Origin of the sequence: Mesorhizobium sp. M0293 (assembly GCF_040321735.1) — a bacterium.
Taxonomy (GTDB): Bacteria; Pseudomonadota; Alphaproteobacteria; order Rhizobiales; family Rhizobiaceae; genus Mesorhizobium.
Genome location: NZ_JAMYSA010000004.1, coordinates 39202 through 61304, shown reverse-complemented (window position 1 = coordinate 61304; position 22103 = coordinate 39202). Strand labels below are relative to the sequence as shown.

At 60.8% G+C, this 22103-nt stretch carries 18 protein-coding genes and 1 pseudogene; 4 read left to right on the top strand and 15 right to left on the bottom strand.

What is annotated here, in order from left to right:
• The first annotated feature begins 905 nt into the window (after nt 1–905).
• The gene (locus tag NKJ06_RS02935; RefSeq protein WP_352809081.1) at nt 906–2942 is read left to right on the top strand and encodes a carbamoyltransferase family protein; all 2037 of its coding nucleotides are present in this window, start codon (nt 906–908) and stop codon (nt 2940–2942) included.
• A 174-nt stretch (nt 2943–3116) separates the two neighbouring features.
• Here NKJ06_RS02935 and NKJ06_RS02930 read toward each other — a convergent pair.
• From NKJ06_RS02930 to NKJ06_RS02920, 3 genes and pseudogenes are all read right to left on the bottom strand, one after another.
• Nucleotides 3117–3777, bottom strand: a pseudogene (locus tag NKJ06_RS02930) (transposase); the annotation flags it as partial.
• 813 nt (nt 3778–4590) lie between these two features.
• Nucleotides 4591–5229, bottom strand: coding sequence for an FMN-binding negative transcriptional regulator (locus NKJ06_RS02925; protein ID WP_352809009.1), 639 nt, complete (start codon nt 5227–5229; stop codon nt 4591–4593).
• Between the two features lie 48 nt (nt 5230–5277).
• On the bottom strand, nt 5278–5922 hold the full coding sequence (locus NKJ06_RS02920; protein ID WP_352809007.1) for a helix-turn-helix domain-containing protein: 645 nt from the start codon (nt 5920–5922) through the stop codon (nt 5278–5280).
• Between the two features lie 89 nt (nt 5923–6011).
• Here NKJ06_RS02920 and NKJ06_RS02915 point away from each other — a divergent pair, with 89 nt between their 5' ends.
• Both NKJ06_RS02915 and NKJ06_RS02910 read left to right on the top strand, forming a co-directional pair.
• Nucleotides 6012–7157, top strand: coding sequence for a trans-sulfuration enzyme family protein (locus NKJ06_RS02915; RefSeq protein ID WP_352695812.1), 1146 nt, complete (start codon nt 6012–6014; stop codon nt 7155–7157).
• A 546-nt stretch (nt 7158–7703) separates the two neighbouring features.
• Nucleotides 7704–9350 carry an MFS transporter gene (locus tag NKJ06_RS02910; RefSeq protein ID WP_031203413.1) on the top strand — a complete coding sequence of 549 codons (1647 nt, stop codon included), beginning with the start codon at nt 7704–7706 and terminating at the stop codon, nt 9348–9350.
• Nucleotides 9351–10102: 752 nt separating this feature from the next.
• On the opposite strand, the gene rlxS is transcribed toward NKJ06_RS02910, so the two are convergent.
• From rlxS to NKJ06_RS02870, 8 genes are all read right to left on the bottom strand, one after another.
• A complete protein-coding gene (gene rlxS / locus NKJ06_RS02905; protein ID WP_352809004.1) occupies nt 10103–12073 on the bottom strand; it encodes a relaxase/mobilization nuclease RlxS in 1971 nt (656 codons plus the stop codon).
• A 184-nt stretch (nt 12074–12257) separates the two neighbouring features.
• Complete coding sequence (locus NKJ06_RS02900) at nt 12258–12914, bottom strand: lytic transglycosylase domain-containing protein (RefSeq protein ID WP_352789956.1); 657 nt, start codon at nt 12912–12914, stop codon at nt 12258–12260.
• A 17-nt stretch (nt 12915–12931) separates the two neighbouring features.
• On the bottom strand, nt 12932–13480 hold the full coding sequence (lepB, locus tag NKJ06_RS02895) for a signal peptidase I (RefSeq protein WP_352809002.1): 549 nt from the start codon (nt 13478–13480) through the stop codon (nt 12932–12934).
• Nucleotides 13477–13746 (bottom strand): helix-turn-helix transcriptional regulator, encoded by a 270-nt coding sequence (locus NKJ06_RS02890; RefSeq protein ID WP_023735797.1) that lies wholly within the window; start codon nt 13744–13746, stop codon nt 13477–13479. The genes lepB and NKJ06_RS02890 overlap by 4 nt, the downstream gene beginning before the upstream one ends.
• Before the next feature lie 169 nt (nt 13747–13915).
• Nucleotides 13916–14239: a DUF736 domain-containing protein gene (locus tag NKJ06_RS02885; RefSeq protein ID WP_023762782.1), complete on the bottom strand. Its 324-nt coding sequence runs from the start codon at nt 14237–14239 to the stop codon at nt 13916–13918.
• 544 nt (nt 14240–14783) lie between these two features.
• A complete protein-coding gene (locus NKJ06_RS02880) occupies nt 14784–14987 on the bottom strand; it encodes a hypothetical protein (RefSeq protein ID WP_352567832.1) in 204 nt (67 codons plus the stop codon).
• A gap of 347 nt (nt 14988–15334) precedes the next feature.
• Nucleotides 15335–16297 (bottom strand): ArdC family protein, encoded by a 963-nt coding sequence (locus tag NKJ06_RS02875; protein ID WP_352752674.1) that lies wholly within the window; start codon nt 16295–16297, stop codon nt 15335–15337.
• Nucleotides 16298–16835: 538 nt separating this feature from the next.
• The gene (locus tag NKJ06_RS02870; protein ID WP_023735803.1) at nt 16836–17069 is read right to left on the bottom strand and encodes a helix-turn-helix domain-containing protein; all 234 of its coding nucleotides are present in this window, start codon (nt 17067–17069) and stop codon (nt 16836–16838) included.
• A gap of 104 nt (nt 17070–17173) precedes the next feature.
• On the opposite strand from NKJ06_RS02870, the gene NKJ06_RS02865 reads away from it, so the two are divergent.
• The gene (locus tag NKJ06_RS02865) at nt 17174–17455 is read left to right on the top strand and encodes a DNA -binding domain-containing protein (RefSeq protein ID WP_352808998.1); all 282 of its coding nucleotides are present in this window, start codon (nt 17174–17176) and stop codon (nt 17453–17455) included.
• A 94-nt stretch (nt 17456–17549) separates the two neighbouring features.
• Here NKJ06_RS02865 and NKJ06_RS02860 read toward each other — a convergent pair whose 3' ends face one another.
• From NKJ06_RS02860 to NKJ06_RS02845, 4 genes are all read right to left on the bottom strand, one after another.
• Complete coding sequence (locus tag NKJ06_RS02860) at nt 17550–19460, bottom strand: putative bifunctional diguanylate cyclase/phosphodiesterase (protein WP_352808996.1); 1911 nt, start codon at nt 19458–19460, stop codon at nt 17550–17552.
• 293 nt (nt 19461–19753) lie between these two features.
• Nucleotides 19754–20935 carry a 5-demethoxyubiquinol-8 5-hydroxylase UbiM gene (ubiM, locus tag NKJ06_RS02855; protein WP_352809079.1) on the bottom strand — a complete coding sequence of 394 codons (1182 nt, stop codon included), beginning with the start codon at nt 20933–20935 and terminating at the stop codon, nt 19754–19756.
• A gap of 417 nt (nt 20936–21352) precedes the next feature.
• Nucleotides 21353–21469, bottom strand: coding sequence for a cbb3-type cytochrome oxidase assembly protein CcoS (ccoS, locus tag NKJ06_RS02850; protein WP_084025756.1), 117 nt, complete (start codon nt 21467–21469; stop codon nt 21353–21355).
• 165 nt (nt 21470–21634) lie between these two features.
• Nucleotides 21635–21895, bottom strand: a complete 261-nt coding sequence (locus NKJ06_RS02845) for a BON domain-containing protein (protein ID WP_352808994.1) — start codon at nt 21893–21895, stop codon at nt 21635–21637.
• Nucleotides 21896–22103 lie beyond the last annotated feature (208 nt).

The following is a 22103-nucleotide window of genomic DNA, read 5'->3' as shown; positions in this document are numbered from 1 at the left end:
TCCATCGCTTCGGAGACCCAGGAACCCTCAGAAAACCGAACCTCCCGAGCTCAGAGGCGCTCGTGATCACAATCGCGCTGGTGCGTGGATCATTGTTCAAGGGTTTGTCAATAGGCAGGCGAGATGGCCGATCGACATGATCTTCGCCCGATGCCCTACAAACACAATGCCAGCCGCTGTCACGGAGTCGCGAAGACGAAGGCAATGAGGGTCGACGCCGATACTCATCGTTTGGTTGACAGAGCGCTTGGAATGCCATGCGCTTCACATCGGAGTAGCCATCCGGGAAGCCTGAAGCGCTTTGAAAACGCATGTGCTGCGGCTGTTATTCATAGCGTGGATGACTTTGATCAAAACAATCGATTTCATCACTCTTCCGGAATCGTGCATGGACAAAAAAGAGCCTCACGCACCAATCACACGCTGCTCTATCGCGTGACGAAAGCTGCCTTAGGAATAATCCAAAGGAGAAAATCTTCGATGCGCCCTGACGTGCAGTGGAGGTCGTGCCGAGAAAGTGAGTTGCAACTGGCCGACAATGTCGGGCGGTGCGACCATGGTCGCTTCGGAGAATGAAATCGGGCCAGTTCACGGGGGCGGTACTGTTATTCGTCGACGGCCGCCCTTCCCAAGACAGGCGGCATCGCAAGTTGGTTCTGCCGATGAAAACGACATCGCCGGATACATGTCAGCAGCCGCTCAGGATTGGATGATCCAGCCAAGCTCTCGGCGTGATGGCACTGTAGGCGGCACAGTCGAAGCATCTCATTGATCCTTTATGAGGCTTTCTTCGATGCCGCTGATGCCTGACGGGCGGTCGCAGCTGCAGGCGACAACACGGCCTATTTAGTTGGAAACAGTCGAGGTAAGCCAATTTGGCTTCCCGTTACTATTTGGAGAAAGAAATGCTGTGCCTAGGAATCAGCGGCGGACTTGACCAAGTCCATGAAAACCGATTCGAGCGTCAGAACGCCTTTATGCACGATGGCGCCGCGGTGCTCGTCCGAGACGGAAAGGTGATAGCCGCCGTAGAAGAGGAACGCCTCAATCGAATCAAGCACTCGAACAAGCTGCCAAGTGGTTCGATTCAATACTGTCTCTCGACGGCCGGGGTTCAGCTCAGCGACATTGATCGTGTCGCGGTCTACGCCAGCGAGCCCTATGCCAACGCCATGCTTGAAGGTATGTCCGCTTCCCAACCGGACATTCTCTCCACTCCGTTGGATGCTAAAATGTTGGTGCAGAACCTGTTAGCGCGTGAGTTCGGCACTAAGTTGGACAGTTCGCGTATTTCATTCGTAGGTCATCATCAGGCGCACGCCGTGAGCGCCTTTGCAATGTCGGGCTTCGAACAAAGTCTCATTCTAGCGATTGATGGCTGTGGTGATTTCCTGTCGGGCCTTGTGGCGGTAGGGTCTGGCACAGAAATTACGCAAATCGAGGCTTTCCCGGAGGACAATTCTCTTGGGCTGTTTTATCTCGAGACGATCCGCTGTCTCGGCTACGGCATGTTCGACGAGTATAAGGTAATGGGACTCGCGCCCTATGGCGACCCCGCTCCCTATCGCGAGCTCTTCGAGCAGTTCTACGAGCTCTCCGCCAACGGTGGCTACCGTGTTCACCTCGACCGCATCGGTCCGGCGTTGCTCCGCAACATCGAGATCAGGCGAAAGGGAATGCCTTTCACCCAGCAGCATCGAGATGTGAGTGCGTCACTGCAGGAAGCGCTTGAGCGGATCGTGTTCCACATTCTCCGGCACCACCGTGAGGCCACCGGCATGAAGCGGTTGTGTCTGGCGGGAGGGGTAGCCCACAACTGCACGATGAACGGCAAGCTGCTGTATTCAGGGCTTTTCGAAGACATCTTCGTGCAACCCGCGTCTCACGACGCTGGCTGCGCATTGGGAGCTGCGCTGATAGTCTCTAACGAGATGGGCCGCCCCGCGCCGCGTGAGCGACTGCAGGAGGTCTATTGGGGTCCTGATCTCGGGAGCGACCGCGCCGTGGAACAGGAACTGAACGCATGGTCCGGACATCTCGAGGTTGAACGCTCTTATGACGTAGCGAGCAGTGCAGCCCACTGGATCACCAACGGCGCCGTGATCGGCTGGGTGCAGGGTCGTTCGGAGTTTGGGCCACGTGCGCTGGGCAACCGCAGCATTCTTGCCGACCCTCGGCCCGCTGCAAACAAGGACCGGATCAATGCCATGGTCAAGAAGCGCGAAGGCTATAGGCCTTTCGCACCATCTGTGCTGGAAGAGGATGCGAGCGAATTTTTCGACCTCCCGGACGGTAAACACGAATTTCCATTCATGAATTTCGTCGTTCGCGTGCGTGACTCAAAGCGCGCCTTGTTGGGTGCCATTACGCACGTCGACGGTACGGCTCGGCTGCAAACAGTATCGCGCGATGCCAACCCCGCTTACTGGGAGGTCATCAATGCGTTCAAGAAGCGGACAGGCACTCCAATTCTGCTCAATACGTCCTTTAACAACAATGCTGAACCGATCGTGGATACGGTTGCAGACGCGATTGCCACATTTTTGACGACAGAGCTGGATGGACTTGTGGTCGGGCCCTTCCTGGTAAAAAAACGGGCTGCAACGCTGCAGGATTGGACTGCGCTTTCGATTTCATTGCCTCCCTCAGTCTCCCTCCATCAAACCCGTGCTTACACAGCGCGAGATCATCAGGAGACTGTCTGCGAGATTATTCCGAACCACTCCAGCATTGACAGTGTGCGAATTTCAAACGACCTGTTTAATCTGCTGATGCGGATTGAGGGCGAAGCCGTGTTAAGCGATCACCTCAATATAATTGCGCCGGATCAGGCTGAGCATGAAGCTCTGCTGGAGGACCTGCGAAGACTGTGGGAGCAGCGCCTGGTTCGGCTGCATCCCTCACAAGCTGCTCGGATGGATCATGGGTCCGATAAAACCTGACCAGCCTAATAGGCTATCAATGTGATAGAGATGCCGCTCAAGCTCGGCCAATCAATAGTGTTCATCGACCCCGCCTGCGAGCTCACCGCTGTGATTAGGGGGGTCGAGGTCGCCCTGGTCAGTATGCTTAGGAATGCTATTGAATGGGTCGTGTGCCTGGGTTGGAAAGGCGGGTCTGGCCTCACCGGACTTCTGTGTCGAGAGGTCCAGCCCGCAAAACTTTAGAAACTGGCGATGATGACCTAAGCGGCGAAGATCGCCGGCTTCGGCAATGACGGTCAATGCCTCGATCGGTCCGATGCCCGGGATTTGTCGCAGGAGCTGATAATCCTGGCTGTGCCGCAGCAGATCGTCGGCCTGTGCTTCGATCTCATTATGTTGCCGGATCAGGCTGCGTGCTTCGTCAATGACCATCTGGAACATGCGAATGGCAGGCGCATCAAGTCATCCAGTGGCAGCGGCAATCCGATCGATGGGCGCGCCGTCTCGAAAATGTCCATCAGAATCTGTGTCTTGCTGACCTTGCGGCCGACGGCATCCCAAGCTGCTGCCACAAACTCCTCCTTCGTCAGCGCCGTGATGCTTGCTGGGGTCGGAAAGGCATGGAGGAAGGCAAAGAACCAATCGCTGCGGCTGTTCCCCCGGAAGCGATCGATCTCGGGAAAATACAGCGGCAGGTAGTTGTCAGGATGCGGTGCTGGATCTCGGTCTTGGCCCTGGCGATCGCTTCATGTGTCTTCGACAGTTCCTGCACGTCGTTGATGCCGGCTCGCAGCGGATCATGGTAGACTTGCGTCGCCTGTATCCTGAGCATGTGTAGGATCACCTGGGCATCGATCTTCTTGCCGAATATGACGCCGAAGGCCTCAAGAAGCCCAGGCATCTGTTCTCGATTTTGCCTACTAGGCTGACGAGAAGGTCGCGTGCCGACAGCAGCACCCGCACGACACAGGTGCCGTGGCTCTTGGTGCGAACCTGCTTAAACCATCCGGTCCGTCCGATCTGGCAAGGCCCGCCGCTCGTCGGGGCCCGATTTGTCCGGCATCATCGAGAGGGCGGCGCTTGACACGATCGGAAGTCCGCGCTTCGTTAACTCGTTCCAGAGCCAGACCGCAAGCGGTCACGGCTCCATGCCGATCCGCTCCGTCTCCGCAGTTCACAGTCCCGCCCGCATCTCCCGGTCGGGCCCGGGTAGCCATTGCGCTGCAAGGCGGGTCTGATCGCTAGGGCGGCGCCGCCACCATCTCCATCAGTCGGTTCGGCGACAAAGCCAATCATCTCCCGTAAGAGAAGTGCTTTCGGGCAAGTTCCGCAGGTTCAAGGAGATCGTTGACGGGGCCGCACTTGGAGCTGCGTCGAGCGCATGGTCGAGCTTGCCGCCCAAGGTACGTGGCTTCGAAACGCGTGCGATTGCGCCTCATAAACCGCTGCGCGGGTGGTCGCCGACATACAACGGGGCGCAGGCGACTGAAACGAACCCGTCGGTCACGACGGAGCAATCCTGCCGCCTGACCAGGCGCGTGGAAAAGTATCACAACGGTGACCACAGCGTCGCTTCAGGCCGTCAAAAGCTATTGCCGTGCGTCAAGGCGGGCTAGGTGACCCGTCGGAAGCCGGCACCAGCGGCTTTGTCGGGACAAGACACATGCTATTGGGATTTGGCCGCCGCAGCCGCGAGCATCGCTTCTCCCATCGCAATGGCCCCTTGGGCACGCAGCATTTCACCAGGGTTCTGAATGTCGCGCAAGTCTTTGTTCTGGCTGAGTTTTGATTTTCCAACCAGGCCGGTGATCTCGATCTCCAGGGCGACGATTGCCTTGACCATCGTGTCGATGAAGTCCCTCGGCGCGTCGCCCATCTTCCATGGGACCGGCTGCGAGGTTTCTTGCAGATGAGTGAGCTTCGCCACGTTGCGGCGCACATACCGCTCATCATCCCGGACAGTGATGCGTCCGTGGGCATGGACGACGAGATAGTTCCACGTCGGCACCTGCTTGTGGAATTCATGCTTGCTTGGATACCAGTTCGGCGAGATGTAAGCGTCGGCCGCACGGAAGATTACGAGAACCTCATCGCCATTGGCGACTTCCTCCCAGACTGGGTTCTTGCGAGCGACATGGCAATTGAGAACGCCCTTGTCTCCCTTCGAGCGGTCAAGCTCGAAGGGGAGGTGGTTCGCGTCCAGTGTGCCTTTGCTTTGGGTGACGAGGATACCAAGCGGGTGTTTCTCGATAAGCTCGAACAGGGCGTTCTGATCAGGGACGGCAAAATGAGGCGGAACGTACAACGGTTTATCTCCTGTCGCGAATGGCGGTTGCTAGTAATCGGCGGAGCCTTACGGAACGGGCTCCTGAATCTTCGCTGCCGTCGACGAGTGCCCCGGATCTCGGTGTCCACCACGCTCAAGCACCGCCATCGAGAAATGGGCGGGCACATCAGATGCCGCCGCGTATGAGTGCGGTTGGTCAGTGACAAGCCGCGCACTCTCGCCTTCGCTTAAAATTACCACATGGGCACCTACCACAACGCTCAGGGCACCCTGACTGACCGAGATCAGCTCGCGCGTATCCGGACTATGAGCGTCCGCGGAAAACACGTCGCCCGGCATCATGACCCAGCTCCACAATTCGAACATCGTGCGCCCCGAGGTCGATGAATGAAGTTGTGCAAAGCTTCCCTTGGCGCTTGTCCAAAGCCTCCTCGTCTCTGTCCGCTCAATAGGGAGGCGAACTATGGAAGGATCGTCATTCAGCAAATCGGCCACGGAGAGCGAAAACGCCGCCGCCAGTCGGCAAAGTATGCCGATACTAGGGTTCGCCTTGCCTTGCTCGAGCGAGACGACGGTTCCCTTGGACAAGCCGCTCAGTTTTGCCAGTCGATCCAGGGTCAGGTTTTGGTCACGCCTCAAGTCTCGGATCCGGGCCGCTATCGCTTGCCCAAGGACCTGCTCGGCATCAAAGGCTGTCGTAACATCGGTCATTATATTGACTTAGGACCTCGGCTCACCTATTGCGGTCAGTATAATGACCGGGGCGAAATTGCAACTGCCCGTTAGGAAGGAAATACCCGATGCGTTTTGAGACGAAGGCGATCCACTGCGGCCGAGGGGTCGACGCGTCCACGGGGGCCGTATCCATGCCGCTGCACACCAGCACGACGTTCGAACGCGGTGCCAACGGGTCATTTCCGTCCGGCTTCGAATACACAAGGGATGGAAATCCTACACGCAATGCGTTCGAGGCGGCCATGGCGAGGCTTGAGGGAGGGGAAGACGGCATCGCCTTCGCTTCGGGCATGGCCGCAATCGCTGCAGTTTTCGAGAGCCATCCGTCGGCGGGTCGGATCGTTCTGCCGGATGACATGTATTTCGGCATTCGTTCGCTGATCGAAGAGACCGACATTGGGTCTCGCTTCGACTTTGCCCCAGTCGACATGCGCGATTTGGACGCTTTGCGCGCCGCGGTGACATCGAAGCGGACTGGCCTCGTCTGGATCGAGACGCCGTCAAACCCGATGATCCGCGTTGTCGACATTGCGGCCATCTGCGCAATCGCGCACGAGGCAAACGCCTTGGCGGTGGTGGACAATACGTGGGCCACCCCAGTGCTTCAACTGCCACTCGAAATCGGGGCAGACGCAGTGATGCACTCGGCGACAAAGTACATTGGCGGCCACTCGGATTTGATGGCCGGTGTCGTCATTGTCCCAAATGCGTCACCCCTCGGTCGCCCATTGCGGATGGTCCAGAAACACAAGGGCAGCGTCGCAGCGCCCTTCGACTGTTGGCTGGCGTTGCGGGGCCTGCAGACATTGCCGGTCCGCATGCGCGCCCATTGCGAAGGCGCCCAGAAAGTGGCCGAGGCCCTGGCGTCTCATCCGCGCGTCGAAAAAGTGCTCTTTCCTGGTCTGCAAACTGATCCGGGACACGATCTTGCTACGCGGCAAATGAGCCATTACGGAGCGATGCTATCCTTCATCGTCGAGGGCGGAGCCGATGCTGCAATGGCCGTGGCCGGCCGCCTGAAGATTGTTGTCCGGGCGACAAGCCTTGGCGGGACGCATTCTCTGATTGAGCATCGCGCATCCGTTGAAGGTGCGAAGTCCAAAGCGCCAGGCGGATTGCTGCGAATTTCTGTAGGGCTTGAACATCCTCAGGACATTATCGATGACCTGATGCAGGCCCTAGGCGAAACCTGCAAAGCGGGAGTGCAATGACGGGTGCAAGAACTCTGGCGCCGCTTTATGTGGCGGCTGGCGCAGCCGACGATCGGCAGAACAATGTTCCTGCTGAGTAGAACGCACGTCCTCTGGTGAACCGCTACCGCCGTGTCGCATCGACTCGGGCGTGTGGTCGCATGGGTGATGAACGTCTTCGGGTTTCTGGACGATGGCCACGCGCCCGACCGGAAGCGGAAATACCCAGATTTGCCGTTGACCTCCTGCTGCTCGACCTCGTCGGAGATCGCGGTCAACAGATGGGATGGATGTGCTGGCACTACGGCAGTTTGACAAGCCGGCCATCGGGGCGCTAGCACCGTCCAAAGCCAAGAGTCGCAGGGCAGAACTGACCGCACCAAGCGGGCTGCGGGACCCATCAGCTAACGGCCAGGTTGGTACCTCAACGCGCATCAGCACCGTGGATGCCACATCGTCCTTGTTGCGAGCGCGATCTCGGAACTTCGTTGTGACGCAGTCAGTGCACAGAGCGCACCGCTGCAAGCAAATGAGCGGAAGAACGACACCCAGTGGAGGTGAGAAGTGATGCGGCGTCAAGATCCTCCGCGCTTTGCGGCAAACACACTGATCCCTCTTCACAACCCGGTCTTTCGTTCTATCTGGACAGCCACGCAGATATCCAGCCTTGGCTGGCTGGTGCAGAGCGTGGCTATAAGCTGGCTCATGGCCACGATTTCAGCCTCCGATCTGATGGTTGCGCTCGTACAGGCTGCATCGACACTGCCCGCGTTCTTCTTGTCGATCCTTGCTGGAGCCATTGCAGACAGCTTCAGCCGCCGTGGCGTGATGCTTGCCGGACACTGCCTGATCGCACTGGCATCCACGGCGCTGGCACTCTCTGTGGGACTGGGCTTTGCTAGTCCATGGCTGATCCTGGGACTGAGTTTCTTGGCCGGATGCGGCTTTGCCTTGAACGATCCAGCCTGGCACGCCTCGGTCGGCGATATCCTGGAAAAGCGCGACATACCCGCTGCAGTGACGCTGATGTCGGTGGGGTACAACGTGGTTCGGAGCATAGGACCGGCGCTGGGCGGTGTAATCTTAGCTTTGCTGGGCCCCCTTACGGCTTTCGCCCTCGCTGCGCTAAGTGACCTGGTCCCGTTGAGCGCTGTTCTGCGCTCACAGTGGCAAGTTCGCTCTTCGCCTCTTCCGCGCGAGCGGATGACTACGGCCATTCATGATGGCATGCGATTCACGGCAATATCCTCAGAGATCAGAGTGGCGATCGTGCGTGCAACCCTGTTCGGGCTGTCAAGCATCTCGATCCTTGCTTTGCTCCCCCTCCTGGTTCGCGACCAACTGGCGGGAGGGCCAATTGTGTACGGCGTGCTATTGGCCGGCTTCGGCACAGGCGCCTTCATCGCCGGCATTGGCAGCAGCTACTTGAGACGCATCACGTCCCAGAACCGATTGATCACGCTCGCATCCGTTGCTTGCGCAACGTGCTGCCTTTTGATGGCCCTCACATCGTCGGTGGCTGTGGCGGCGATCGCGCTTGCAATCGGTGGCGCTGGCTGGGTTGTCACCTGGACCGGAACCGACGTGTGTGTGCAGTTGGCAAGCCCAAGGTGGGTCGTTGGTCGCACCCTGTCCATTTATTACGCCCTGACCTACGGCGGCATGGCAGCGGGTAGCTGGATCTGGGGTGCTGTCGCGCAGTACTATTCGCTGACGTGGGCTTTGGAAGGTGCTGCAGCGGCACTGTTGCTGGTCGCGGCTGTGGGAAAGCTATTGCCGGTGCGGCTATGGGAGGAATCGGATCAAGCGGCCGTCGACTTCAGGCCACCAGAACTGGCCCTCCCTTTGAAGCCCAGGAGCGGTCCGATCGTGATCAAGGTGGAGTACTCGATACTCGAGGAGAGTATCGATGAATTTCTGAGCTGCATGCGCGAAAGGCGGCGCGTTCAGAGCCGCGCCGGTGCGCGGGACTGGACCCTCCAGCGCGACCTTCAGAAGTCGACGCTTTGGACCGAGACATTCCGCACGCCGACATGGACGGACTATCTTCGTCTAAACCATCGGCTAACGGTGAATGACAGGGACATAGGCGAGCGCCTTGCCGCTCTGCACATGGGTGATTCTCCGCCTCGCATCTCACTTTCAATCGAGCGGTCGACAAGCCCCGCCCCCGGCAGCCAAGTCCAGCCTGTGCCTTTTGTATCGCGCCCGTGAGAAAACCAAGACTTGTCTGGGCTTGGACACGGAACGAGCTACTCCTTAATTTGTTGAGCCTGCCCGGATTGCAAATCGTTCCGGCCGGTTAGGCGAGCGTGAGGATTCGCGTGGCAATTATGTCCATCACGGGTCCCATGTTCAGCCCGACACTCCCCTCTCTGCCGCCAGATCGGCTTGAGCACGGATTCAGGTCGCCTGTCCTTTGCATAGCGGCGGGCAACGAATAGCAAGGGGGCGGAGGGTATCCCCGTCCGCGAAGCGGGCAGAGGAGGATCCGCAAGGCGGGTTGCTGGGGAGACGGGCCGCGCGCCTTTTCCGCCTAGTTTTCTCCCTTACAAAGTCCCCCCGGGACGGACTGCCAGTTCACGCCAGGGCCAACAGCATGCTCGCACGGGCGACCGCCGCGTCTGCCGGTCCTGCGAGTAGAATAAGATCGGGAAGTGCGGCTTCATCCTCGATGCCAGAACTCGCGTCGCCGTACCGCGGCCGCCAGAGCCCCTTGCGCTGTCACGAGTCAGCCCACCTTTCTAGCTGGCAGCCCATCGGGAGCCGATCCGCAGCACCTGTCGGCGCGCCTTCCGTGTCAACGCAGAACATGATGCATATTCCCAGCGCTTTTTGACAGAGCGAACTACAAAATGCAGAACACTGACTCTCCGCCAAATGAATGCTGCGAGCAAGCAGCAGGCGGAGGAACTCCGTCTGGGCTGAGTATGTGTTTCAACGCGGACAAATAAATTATAGCCAGTTCACGAAACGCCGGGCCCGCTCCTCTGGCGTCCGATCGTCCAGGAAATCCCCTCGGCGCGCACCACGCCAGACACCTCCTTGCCGATATGATGCTCAAGCACCGGCCGCCAAGGCACCAGCGTGAACTCGCGCGATTTCTCGATGACACCGTATTTTCCGCCGGCGAGCTCGACGCAGCAGCGCAGCGTTCCGTCTATTCGATTGCCATGCTGCGCTTCAGAATACGAGAGCCCGAGTTCGTCCGAGAGCTGACTGGCAACACGGTTCAGCTCTCGTTGGCGCAGCATTGAAAGCATGTTGGCGCGATAGATGACCCGATCCTGCGCATCATGGGCAAGACCTTGCGCGATCAGCCACTGCTGTCGGCGGGCCTGGACCTGACGTACTTCGCGACCGAAGCCAGAGTCGCGCAAGGACTCAGGGTGGGCTGATACCAGCTCCTGGTCGATCCAGGTGGCGCCGTCGAAGCCTACTTGGCTCTCCAGCGGCATTGATGAGAGCTTGTCGACGACAACAGGCTGGGCCCTCGCTCGCTGACGCTCGTAATCCGCGACGCGGTTGAGATGGTCGGGCGCGACTGTCCATGTGCCGTCCGGCTCGCGCTCGACGCCACCGGTCGCACGGCGGATCGCCTCCAGTCGCCGCACGTGCGTTTCGGCAAAGCGTTCGGTGGCCGAGGGGTCATGCTTGAGATGGATATCGATGCTGTAGCGCCCGTCGTTGACCGTGGCGATGCCGGCAATTGTGCGGTCGACTTTTCTTGGCCCGGTGTCCCTCGGCTTGACCCGCACTATGCAGCCCTCTGGTGTCGGTTGGGTGGCCTCGCCTTTGCCGATATCAAAATAGTGGCTTTTGCCGTCCACGCCGTCGACGACGAGGTAATGGCGGTCAGTGATTTCGTCGGCCAGCCCGCGCCCGACGACACGTCCGACCACGGTTTGAGCCGACCCGTCGCATCGATCGTGGATAAGATGGTCGGCGGCACTGCGGACGAGCCCCTTGCCGGTCAGCTCGCGATGGATGGTCTTGACGATGTCGCCGCGCGCGCCGATGCGGCGTAGCGTGGCTTCGAGCTCATCCTCCAGGCGCCAGCGACCCGCAGGCATCTCCTCGGCGAGGCCCATCCGCTCGAGCTTGCGCAGGCGGCCCTGGTGCAGCGTCTGGCGAAAGGTGTCTCGGCTGGCCGGTGAGACACACCCCTCATCGTCGCGCATGCGAATCAGCTGCCGGTCGATGCTGGTGAAGCGTTCCTGCTCCATCTCGTGGCGCAAGCGCTGCTCGATCTCGCGGTCGGTGCGCGGGCCAAGGTCGAGGCTAACCAGTTCGGCTGCGCGCTCGCGCAAGCCAGAGGAGATGTAGTCCCGCGCTATGACGAGGTTCTCGCCGTGATCATCCCTGCCGCGCACGATGATGTGGGTGTGAGGATGGCCGGTGTTGAAATGGTCGACGGCCACCCAGTCTAGCCTGGTGCCGAGGTCTTCTTCCATTTGCGCCATGAGGCGCCGGGTGAGCGGCTTCAGGTCATCATACTCGATTCCGTCTTCAGGGGCGACGATGAAGCGGAACTGATGACGGTCACCGTTCGAGCGATCGAGAAAGGCCCTGCCGTCCGCGTGGTCATTGTTGGCAGCGTAGAGCTCGCCACGCTCGCCTTCCCGGGTGACGCCGTCGCGCTGGAGGTAGCGGAGGTGCGCACGAGCCCCGTCGACTCCCTTGCCGGCCAGCTTGACGATGCGTGCCTTGACGACTGCGCGCCGCTGCCGAAACGCCGCGTGGCGGTCGCGCGGTGTAAGAACTGCGGCAGCAGCCCCGCCGCGCCCCACCCGGCTTCCGATGAAGCGGCTGCCGCGTCCGCTCCTGCCGCCTGCTCGGTTGACCGCGGCCTGCACCTGGCCAGCGTAGCGTTTGCCCGCCTTCGAGCCGCGCCAGCCAATTTTGCCGAGCTTCGGCGTGAATTCGTCATCCTGCATGCGGCCTCCGATGAACGAGCAGCAATTTCAGAGGCTTGCGCGCCAGACCCTCCTGGACCCGCAGGCAACCTCCTGGGAAAAGGATGTGCAGACAAAGACTTGGCCGCCTCCAGGAGGCGCTGCCTTTATCTTGCCTTCCGCGGACCTGCCCCTGGCCCCCGCCCGAACCACGGTAGCCGCTCCCTCACCTGCGATCCGGCCGGCCTGACCTTGCTCGCTCCGATCCGAGCGGCACCAGGAGTTGGCCATTCGGGCCGGTCACGGAAACACCGTTTCGGAGAAAAAACAGCGACTGCCCGGACGGGATTTCCGGCGCGATTTTGGAACGGGATTTGCCGGTGAGCGCGTCCATATCGCCGGCCGAAATGCCCGCCGCCTTGATCTCTTCCAGATACGAAACCGTCTCGCTAGGCAGCGGTCGCCCGCGCTGCAAATGCTGCTCGTAGCGCTCCGGCCCGGCGTTATAGGCTGCAAACAGGCCTGGAAATCCGAAGCGGTCATACATGGCGCGCAGATAGGCAGTGCCTGCCAGAATGTTGTCGCGAGGGTCGTGCGGGACGGCTCCCAGGCCAAGCTCTGCGCGCAACTCCTCGTAGGTGCCTGGCATCACCTGCATGAGGCCAATGGCGCCGGCGCTCGACGTGACCGGCCGCCCATTGAGCGTCGTCTGCCCCCGGCTTTCGGCATCCATGACGGCATAAATCCAGGTCTGTGGAATGCTGAAACGCCGGCTTGCTTCGGCTACGAAGGGCTGCCATCTTGCAAGCTGCGGACTATGGGAGATGACGACCGGCTTCGTGTTGGTCGCGGCGGAACAGGAGCATGGTGCGAGACACGCCATGCTCAGCATAAGGAGGGTCACTCGGTCCATAGCGGCACGAGCCTCCCGATGATGTTTTCGGCCGGCACCGGCCCGAAATAGCGGCTGTCGAACGAGCGATCTTTATCGCTGCCGAGCAGGAAAACCTCGTCGGCGGCGAGTTTTCGGCATGCATTCCACCAAGGCAGCGGACGGTGCTGCGTGTCGGTTGCAAGCCGGCGCGCGGCTATCTCGCCGCCGATGATGATGGCGTCGCCGAAGGTGCAGACATGCTCGCCGGGCAGCGCCGCAAGGCGCTTGATCAGCGGCACGTTGCTGGGCAGATAGAAGCGTTCGGCGGCGAGATCGGCGACCGGTCTTGGCGGGTGGACGAGTACGAGATCACCACGAGCGGGCGATCCGGATGCGACGCGATAGAGGCCGACCGGCGCACTCGCCGAGGCGTTCCAGACCAGCCAGGGCGATGGTTTGCCGAAGGCGGCGAAGCCGATCAGGCCAAGGCCGATTGTGGCAACGACGATCGTCTTGCGGGCTCGAATGCGCCGCAGATGGCTGCCGATCAGACGGATGGTGGGACGCCGGCTCATGAGCGGCCTCCCTCACCGGCCGAGCCGGATTCGTGCGCGCCATCCTCGGGCGCGGTCTCCTGCGCGTGCCCTTTCGACCAGTCGTCGAGTTCGTCGATGTGATAGCGGACATAGCGGCCGTGCTTGCGGAATTGTGGGCCACCGCCTTTGAGGCGCATCTTCTCCAGCGTGCGCTGGGACAGCCCGATATAGAAGGCCGCCTGCGCGGTGTTGAGAAACGGACTGCCCTTCTTGGCGCGGGCTGCGCGTTCGTTTTCGTCGTCCATGATGATCCTCGGTTCGTTACGGGCAAGCGAACCGAGGATCGGCGAGCGAGATCGTTTTGGGGACGGGCGAAGAGTGGGGGGCGAGTTTTCGCCGCCCCTTCGGCGGCCTCACGGGTCCTGAGAGAGGCCCTGCGCCGGTGGGCGGCGCAGGGCTTTGCGGGTCGGCCGGTCAGTCGACCGGGTTCCAGATGATGGCGTAAGTGTCGTCGTCATCCTGGCCGGCGGCGCGGCCCAGATTGGCGTAGAGCTTGCGCGGGCCAAACTCGGGGGCCGCAATCGACAGGCTCACATAGTCCTTGCCGGAGGTCTCGCCGGTGCGGATCCAGGCCGCACCCACTTCGACCCCTTGCGTCAGCACCCGGAAGTCGGGATGGGTGTCGGCGCTCTTTGCCTGATTGGGCACGATGTCGATGTCGGCGCGGACGCTGAGCGTCTTGAGCTGGCCCTTGTAGCCGCCGTTTTCCTGTTTGGTGACGTATCCGATTGCGGTCATTTTCAGTCTCCTCTTGGTGCTCGCAGGGGACCATTCCCCTGCGATGGCGGACCGTGATGGGCGCGTCCGGATCGCCGGAACCGGCACGGCCGCAGCGATAGCGGAGGACCCGAGCGGGGAGTTTTTTTGAAGCGAAGCGGCGCGAGGAAGCCGCCGCAGGCGGCGGGGAAAAAAGCTGCCGGCGAGGGTTTCGGGCGGGCCGGATCCGCCCATAGGTCGTCAAGCCAGGCGCAGGGGAATGGTCCCTGAGACACAATGGAGACAGGTTGCGCGATCGGGGGCACAACGAGCAGGCGGCACTATGCAGGGGGCCGGCGGCGCGGGCTCTCTCGGCAATCGGATTGGCAATTGGCGCCATGCGCCTGGCGCCTCAGCAAGCAATGCGGGCCGGTGCGGGCTGCCGAAATGGGGGCGAATTGGCGTTGGAATTTATCGCACGCGGCACTGGCTCGGCAAGACGATCAATCGGAGCCGGCGCGGCCCGGAGCGGCGCGCGCGTCCTTAGCGGCAGTACTCGAGAAAACGCCGCTCGGGCCGTGATCGACTATTCGCGCACGAACAGCGACTGCTTCCTTGCGCACAGATCGGCGAATAGGAAGGCCTCGCGGCTGGTGTAGCTTTCGGCCGGGAATTTCACCCAGCGCGGCAGCCAGGCCTCAAGCTGAGGCGGCTTCTCGATGTTCTTGCCGCCGATCTCGGTGAGCATCGAATCGGCGATTTCCTCGTCGCGCAAGCGATCGAAAGGCATCGTCCGGTTGCCACCATATGCCCACGACGCGCACGAATTGTCGTCGCCGAGCGCCCACCTTGCGCGCGAACATGCCGGCGGCAGCAAGGGGTCGCGATTGCCGCTGGCCACCACCGGGCAGGCCAACAGCTTGTGCCGCATTTGCCGAATGCGGCGTCAGCCTTGCAGCCGGCAAGGATGGCAGTCACCGTCTCGTTGGCTGCGCGCTGCGGCTCGGGGCGCACCTTGGCGATGCAGATCGGCATAGTTCTGCATCGGGGCGGGTGAGTCCCGGGCGCCGTCGGGAATGGGCATCTCCTCGCTATCCGGCGTCGGCTCGGTCGTGGCCAGTTGAGCATCGGGCATCGTCATGCCGCAGTCCCTTCTTGCGCCTCGCCTTCCGCATCGGCCTGAAGGCCAAGCAGGAAATCGGCGGCCTTCGAGGCGAGGCTGGCGGCACGGAAAATGGCGCGGTTGTCCCCGCGCAGCACCTTCAGCCATGAGCCGATGTAATCGGCGTGACGCACGGTCGGCTCGATGCCGAGATTGCTGCAGACGAAGGCGGCAGTGATTTCGGCGACCAATTCTTCACGCGCGTAAGCCTTGGAGCCGAACGAGCCGGAGAGGTCGCGAGCAAGCCGCGTCGGGTGGCCGGTCCAGTGGCCAAGCTCGTGAAAGCAGGTCCGGTAATAGTCGATCTGCTGATGGAACGCCGGCTGCGGCGGCACCTGAATGTGGTCGCTGCCCGGCATGTAGAAAGCGCGATCGCCGCCGACCCTGAAATCCGCACCACTGGCGCGAATCAGCGTTTCGGCCTGCGGCACGATCTCGCACTGAGGCAGCGGCTCGGCGGGGGCATGGAGGTGTTCCGGAAGATTGTCGCACTGCGCGACATTGAAGACGGTAAAGCGCTTCAGAAAAGGCACGGCCTGTGGTGCATCGCCCTCGTGGCGTGCGCGCTCCTTCTCGTCCTTGGGGACAAAGCGGTCGGCATGCACGATGGTCGTGCCGCGCTCGCCTTTCCTGACATTGCCACCCAGGGCAAGCGCCTGCCGGAAGGTCAGCCAATTCTGGCTGGGATAGCTGCGCTCGATGACGGCGCCCCACAGGATGAGGATATTGATGCCGGAATAGCTGCGCCCCGTGGACGCATTCCTCGGCAGGCCGAGGCCTGCTTTTGCGCTGCCCCATGGCTTGACCCATGGCACGGTACCGCGCTCCAGCTCGGCAATGATGCGGTCGGTGATCTCCTGATAGAGGCTGGCGCCCGGGCGCCTGCCCTTGCCTGCGCCAGCCTCTCCGCTGGTGGTACGCTTGCTGTTTGCACGCATGTGTTATCCTCCGCTCACCAATCGCCGCGCCTTTCCCCGGAAGCGGGGTGGGCGGCGAGTCGCGACCGGAAGGGCCCGCCCAGTAGGCGGACCGCATCCGAAGGACCGGAACGAAGAGGAGGACCCTGAGCGGCACGCGAAGGGTTGCGGGCTGCCGCGGCGGGTCTAGAAGGGAGTGCCGCCCGCCCCGCGCCGCCGGGAAAGGCCAACAGACAAACCGCGCCGCCCGCAAGGGCGGCGGCCGTCACAGCCCGAAGGGCTGCCCACGCCAAGGGGCGAAGCCGAATGGCCGAGACCGCCTGAGCTTGCCGAAGAAAAGCGGGCTCGGTTCACGAGCACCTGGTGCGCGTCGTCAGGCGCGCGGGCGCGCGACAAGTTTTTTCGCACATGGTCAGGCGGCGCAGTTACGTCGAGAAACCCGACGGCATCGGCGCCGTGCGCGCGGCTTCCTCCGAAAACCAGCGCTCGCCTTTCAACAAATTGAGGCATTGTCCTAGACAATATTCCTGTCCGGATCATGATAGATGCGGCGCGCCCGCTAGGACCGGAGGCTGGACAGAATCTCGCACGGATCAGCGTCAATGGCCGCAGTTATGTCGAGAAACTCGATGACGTCGAGACGCCGCTCTGCGCCCTCGTACTTGGCCACGAAGGATTGGGGACGACCAAGCTTGTCAGCCAGCTGCTCCTGGGTCAGGCCTTTGGCCTTGCGCAGCGAAACCAGCTGGGCCAGAAACCGCTGGTGGCGGGGCGATCGAAGGGATTTGGGCATGGAGGCGAACCGGTCGGGTAAAGACCGGATCAGCGACTAATCCCGGTTTCGGATTATCCCATTTTGGGATATACTGCGTGCGCTCACAGGCGAGGTTCGCAGGCATGAATGGATCAATGGGAACAGATGAGACTCGAAGCTCAACTTTGAGCGATGAAGTCCCCTGGTCGGAGAACCTCACGAGCTACGACAGGGAGCATTTCACGATCTACCTGCGGATCCTGGATGCCTGCGCCGACAATGCCAGCGAAAAGGAGATGGTCGAGCGCATTCTCGGCATCGACCCGTCCATTGACCCGGTCCGCGCCCGCAAAGCTCTTCGCAGCCATATCGACCGTGCGAACTGGATGGTGACGACCGGCTACAAGGAACTGTTCGCCGGCTGATGCACAACGCCCACTGCCACGTGTTTCGAGCAGGCAAGTCTCTGTAGCCAAATTCGGCAGCGCACGGCCGCGACAGCCGGCGCGGCGGGAGCGGTCACAACTGGTTCGCGTGCTGTTTGACTGCCATTTCCAGTGCTTGCATCAAAGGCACAGCCTTGGAGAAGAGGAAGCCCTGAGCGGTTCGGCAGCCAAGCTTGTGCAGGGTTTGCCGATCCGCCTCTGTTTCGACGCCCTCGGCCATGACCTCGATCCCGAGCATGTCACCGAGTTCGATGACCGATTTGACAAGCAGTCGGTCCTCTCGGGACTTGGCCAAGCCGCGAATGAAGCCCTGGTCTATTTTCACCTTGCGTATACGACGGTCCTTGAGAGATGCCAAGGTAGAAAAGCCGGTGCCGAAGTCATCGAGCGCGATGGAAATACCGGCATGTGAAAGCCGTCCGAGCTTTTCATCCACTCTGTCCGGGTCCACCGGCGATTCTTCGGTAATCTCGATTTCGAACATCGTCGCAGGCAGGCCTCTTGCCGCCAGACCCTCCAGAACCATGTCGTCGATATCGCCGGCTTCCAGTTCGCGAGGGGAAACATTCATCGCCACACGAATGTCACGACAGTCAGCCTTCACCAAGCCGTCGATAAAAGCACAACAGTCGGCGAATACGGTTTGCGTCAGCAGCTGAAGCATTCCGGTTTCGCGTGCGGCCGTGATGATTTCGGGTGGAGAGATGGCACCATGCGTCGGATGGGACCATCTCAGCAAGGCTTCAAAACCGACCACGGTCTCGGTTTCGAGTTTCACGATCGGCTGGAACCAAGGTTGCAATCTTCCCGTCTTTATCGCCGAATGAAGATCCCGTTCGATCGACTGGCGACGTTGCAGTTCCCTGTCGAGTTCGGCATCGAAAAGGCAAAATTCGTTCCTGCCATGGCGCTTGGCCGTATACAGGGCGATATCCGCCCGCAACAACATTTCAGTCAGGCTCGGCGTCTGCGCCAAGTATATCCCTATCGATGCCCCGACCCGAACGGACGCGACCTCGATATAGGGGCGAGCAATTTTGGCTATGATATTGGAGGCGAGATCACTGGCAGAAAGCGAAGCTCTCGTTGAGGGAAAAACCAGCACGAATTCATCGCCGCCGATACGAGCGAGCGTTGAGCCTTCGGGTGCTTCCTGCTCTATGCGGCGGGCGATCATGACAAGCAGTTCATCACCGGTCCTGTGACCGTAGGTGTCGTTGACAGATTTGAAGCCGTCCAGATCAATCAGCATTGCCACGAAGGGGCCATCCGCGGTCTTGAACCGACCAATGGCGTGTTCAAGGCCCCGCCTGTTGAGAAGGGCGGTCAGATGGTCCTCCCTGGAGTTGCGCTCCATTTCCGACGCAAATCGCTCTGCCTCATGTCTCAGGCGGCTTGCTTCGCGGAAGCGCGCCTGCCCAACAAACGAAGCTCGGACCAAGCCGCCCATGAAGAGCAGAACGGTGAAAGCCAGAATGTAGCGTTCAAAATTGCCTTTCGCCAAAAGGCACGCCACCGTGATGAGGAGTGGAGGTGTGATGAAGCTGGTCGCCGCCGCGGCATACGAACTGCCATATGTAACCGCACCAGCTGAAATGCCCGCCAGTATGACCAGATGCATCGGTGCTTGTGGTGTTGTGTATCCAACAGTCAGCACGGCCGGGAAGGACCAGGCAAACCCTGCCAGAAGGGCAAGGACGCCAAACATGCGAAGGCGCGGCAAAACGCCAAGCAAATCCTGATGGCGCCCCGTTTCCTTTAGCTGAAAACGGGCGAGTGCAAGCCGGACGGCATTTAGCGCATTGACGACCAGGAACCAGCTGGCAGCGGCAAAGCCGCCGCCAGAAAGGGCCTGCACCGCGCAAATCAGGCCTGACAGGATCGCGCTTATCGGCATCGACACGAAGAGCCCGGCCCTCAGGTCAGCAAGCTGATCCTGACGGATTTTGGCCTCCAGCGATTCTTCTTCCTTTAGGGGTGCCATGAATGGACCAGCTTGCTTGCGTCGTTGTTCGCGAGGACCAAATCTATGCAAGCCCACTGAAGGACGGGTTAACTACCCAGCGAGGGTAACCAGTGCGCTCACCATGCTTCGGGTCACACCTTTGGCTTGCATTGCCGAATCATCAAGGCTTCGCCCGCGCGCGTGCCTTGATCCGAATCATGCCATGATCGGCAACGTCACCAGGAGACAGCCTTGCCCCGCGACGACGCGCGCCAGCAAGACAAGGAAGCCTCGCCGAGACAGCGTTCCAGAGCGGCAGCGCTCTGTGCGATTCACCGCCTGAGCATGGCCGAAATGCCATGGCGGACAAAGGGAAGATGTTGGGCAAAGCGGAGCCCAGCATGTCTTGCAAGCCGTGCCGCCGAGTGCTCGCTTGAGTAGAGACCGACAAGCATGTTGGTGGCATGATAGAGCGGCCCCGCCGACAGCCGCAGCCGGCTTTCGTATCTGCCGAGCATGTCGGGATCGGCAATGTCGCGGCGGGCGCGACATGCTGTCAGTATTTTATGAGCGAGTTGCTTCTGGCCGCTGAGGCCGATGTTGAAGCCATGCGCGGTCACCGGGTGCATGCCAATGGCAGCGTCTCCGATCAGTGCCGCACTCGGAGCCGAGAACTTGTGCGCCCAGGTCGTGACCAGCGGATAGGCATGGCGGGTGCTTGCCAGGGTCATCTGTCCGAGGCGTCCTCGACACCGGTTCATCAATTCCATGCGGAACAATTCGTCGTCGAGAGCAGACAGTCTGTCGGCCTCGCTTGAGCGCAAAGTCAGAAGCAGCGACGACACGCCTTCCATGAGCGGCAACATCGCTATGGTCTGATGGTGGTCGAACCATTCGACCGCGATCTGGTGATGGACGCGCTCGTGCCTCACTCGGCAAATCAGCATGGAGTGGCCAAGCGGATGGATGTTGGCGCCAATGCCGAGCAGGTCGCGCATCGGGGACAAACGCGAATCCGCTGCTACGAGCAGCCGAGCGGCCAATTGCCTGCCATCAGAAAGCGTTATGACCGCCTCGTCTTCGCTATTTGTTGCATTGACGACCGAGTTGCCGCACAGCAGCCGGGCATGATCCTGGAAGTGGACAATTTTGAACAGGGCATCGCGGATCCGACAATTTGGGACCAGAAATCCGAGTGGTTCCCCAGATCCGCTGGGAGCATCGAAGCTCAGGGCGAAAGGGCTGGATCCGTTGAGCACGCGCGCGCCATGAAGCGGTGATTTGTCCGATGCGGGGATGGCATCCCAGGCGCCGAGCTCGCGAAGGATTCTCACTGATGCGTGGGTCAGCGCGATCTCGCGACCGTCGAAAGCCGGATTCGCCAGGCTGTCGAGCGACTGCCGTTCAACCACTGCCACCTTGAGTCGGCTCCAGGCGAGCGATGCTGCGAAGGCAAGTCCGACCGGACCAGCTCCGACGACAATGATGTCGAATTTGTCGACATAGCCGGCCATCAGCGTGCCGCCATAGCGGCTATCTTCGACACGAAGCGCTCTTGAAGCATCGCAATCACCCACGGTTTGCCGCTCATCTCCCCAACTCGATAGACATGCGTTCTCCGTTGGAAGCCTGGTCAATGAAACCATGCCGATGAAGAGATAACGCTGATCTGGATCAACCAGGCTCGACAAACCCGTCAGCGGCGGGTTCACGGTCGAGTGGTCGATTGCCGTGAAAACGTCTCCATGTCTGGGCATTCTGAATGGTCGGCTTCCCAATCGCGTGCCCCTCCTGGCCAAAGGTTCGGCAACGTATTGTGGCTGATCCGTTCTTCGCACCGCGCCGATATCGTCATGACGCGGGCAATCGCCAGCAAAGATTCGGTCGACTGACGACCAGCATCCGCACAGTCGTTGGCGCCGCCAACCGGTTCAGCCTCGCGGCTCTTCCCGATCGATAAGGACCCGCTCGGCGGAGCCGTCGAGATCTTCGTATTGGCCGCTCTTCAAGATCCACAGGAAGCCCCGGTCCAAGCCCCACCAAAACAGGCAGCGGCCACCGCATTTCCGTCTGGACGGGCGTCTTGCTGCCGACAGCGTGCTCTCCTAACGCGCTAGACGCCGAAGGAACTCGCCGACGGCCTCATGTCCAAGTGATGTGGGAAGGGAGCAGAACCAAAGGGACTCTGCTTGGCGTCCCCGCTTTTTTCGCAGCTATGAAACCATCACCGAGAACGGATCCGTACTGAGGAGGAGGCGGTCCTTGACTTGCCCGACGCCGGCAACCTTCTCAGCCGCAACGATCGCTGCCTTCCGCTGACGCTCGTCGACAATCGCCCCCTTCAGTTCGACAAGGCCGTCGCTGACCCTCACATCGATCAAGTCACCACCGCTCCAGGTTTGTGGCTGCAGCTCGGCAAGGATAGCCTTGCGGATCCGTTCGTCATCGGGTGGCGTGGTTCCCTGTTTCGGCATGGCGGATCAGGACAAGCAGCAAATCAGTTCGCGTGATGATGCCGACGACCCTTTCCCGAATCGACAATCGGGACATTGTTGTGCGATGTTGCATCATCAGGTCGACAGGAGGCGCCGAGATGACGTGTGTGGTCATCACCTGATGGATGATCCGTCCATTCGAGCGCACACATAGTCATTGGCGGTTGTGCCCGGGCCAAGATCAAGC

Excerpts from the sequence above, each read along its gene's own strand:
- lepB (WP_352809002.1), bottom strand. The coding sequence starts at position 13,480 with ATGAGCCGGCGTCCCACCATCCGTCTGATCGGCAGCCATCTGCGGCGC.
- NKJ06_RS02880 (WP_352567832.1), bottom strand. The coding sequence starts at position 14,987 with ATGCCTTTCGATCGCTTGCGCGACGAGGAAATCGCCGATTCGATGCTC.
- NKJ06_RS02935 (WP_352809081.1), top strand. The coding sequence starts at position 906 with ATGCTGTGCCTAGGAATCAGCGGCGGACTTGACCAAGTCCATGAAAAC.
- NKJ06_RS02875 (WP_352752674.1), bottom strand. The coding sequence starts at position 16,297 with ATGCGTGCAAACAGCAAGCGTACCACCAGCGGAGAGGCTGGCGCAGGC.
- NKJ06_RS02890 (WP_023735797.1), bottom strand. The coding sequence starts at position 13,746 with ATGGACGACGAAAACGAACGCGCAGCCCGCGCCAAGAAGGGCAGTCCG.
- NKJ06_RS02870 (WP_023735803.1), bottom strand. The coding sequence starts at position 17,069 with ATGCCCAAATCCCTTCGATCGCCCCGCCACCAGCGGTTTCTGGCCCAG.
- NKJ06_RS02885 (WP_023762782.1), bottom strand. The coding sequence starts at position 14,239 with ATGACCGCAATCGGATACGTCACCAAACAGGAAAACGGCGGCTACAAG.
- NKJ06_RS02865 (WP_352808998.1), top strand. The coding sequence starts at position 17,174 with ATGAATGGATCAATGGGAACAGATGAGACTCGAAGCTCAACTTTGAGC.
- NKJ06_RS02915 (WP_352695812.1), top strand. The coding sequence starts at position 6,012 with ATGCGTTTTGAGACGAAGGCGATCCACTGCGGCCGAGGGGTCGACGCG.
- rlxS (WP_352809004.1), bottom strand. The coding sequence starts at position 12,073 with ATGCAGGATGACGAATTCACGCCGAAGCTCGGCAAAATTGGCTGGCGC.
- ubiM (WP_352809079.1), bottom strand. The coding sequence starts at position 20,935 with ATGGCCGGCTATGTCGACAAATTCGACATCATTGTCGTCGGAGCTGGT.
- NKJ06_RS02860 (WP_352808996.1), bottom strand. The coding sequence starts at position 19,460 with ATGGCACCCCTAAAGGAAGAAGAATCGCTGGAGGCCAAAATCCGTCAG.
- NKJ06_RS02920 (WP_352809007.1), bottom strand. The coding sequence starts at position 5,922 with ATGACCGATGTTACGACAGCCTTTGATGCCGAGCAGGTCCTTGGGCAA.
- NKJ06_RS02900 (WP_352789956.1), bottom strand. The coding sequence starts at position 12,914 with ATGGCGTGTCTCGCACCATGCTCCTGTTCCGCCGCGACCAACACGAAG.
- NKJ06_RS02845 (WP_352808994.1), bottom strand. The coding sequence starts at position 21,895 with ATGCCGAAACAGGGAACCACGCCACCCGATGACGAACGGATCCGCAAG.
- NKJ06_RS02910 (WP_031203413.1), top strand. The coding sequence starts at position 7,704 with ATGCGGCGTCAAGATCCTCCGCGCTTTGCGGCAAACACACTGATCCCT.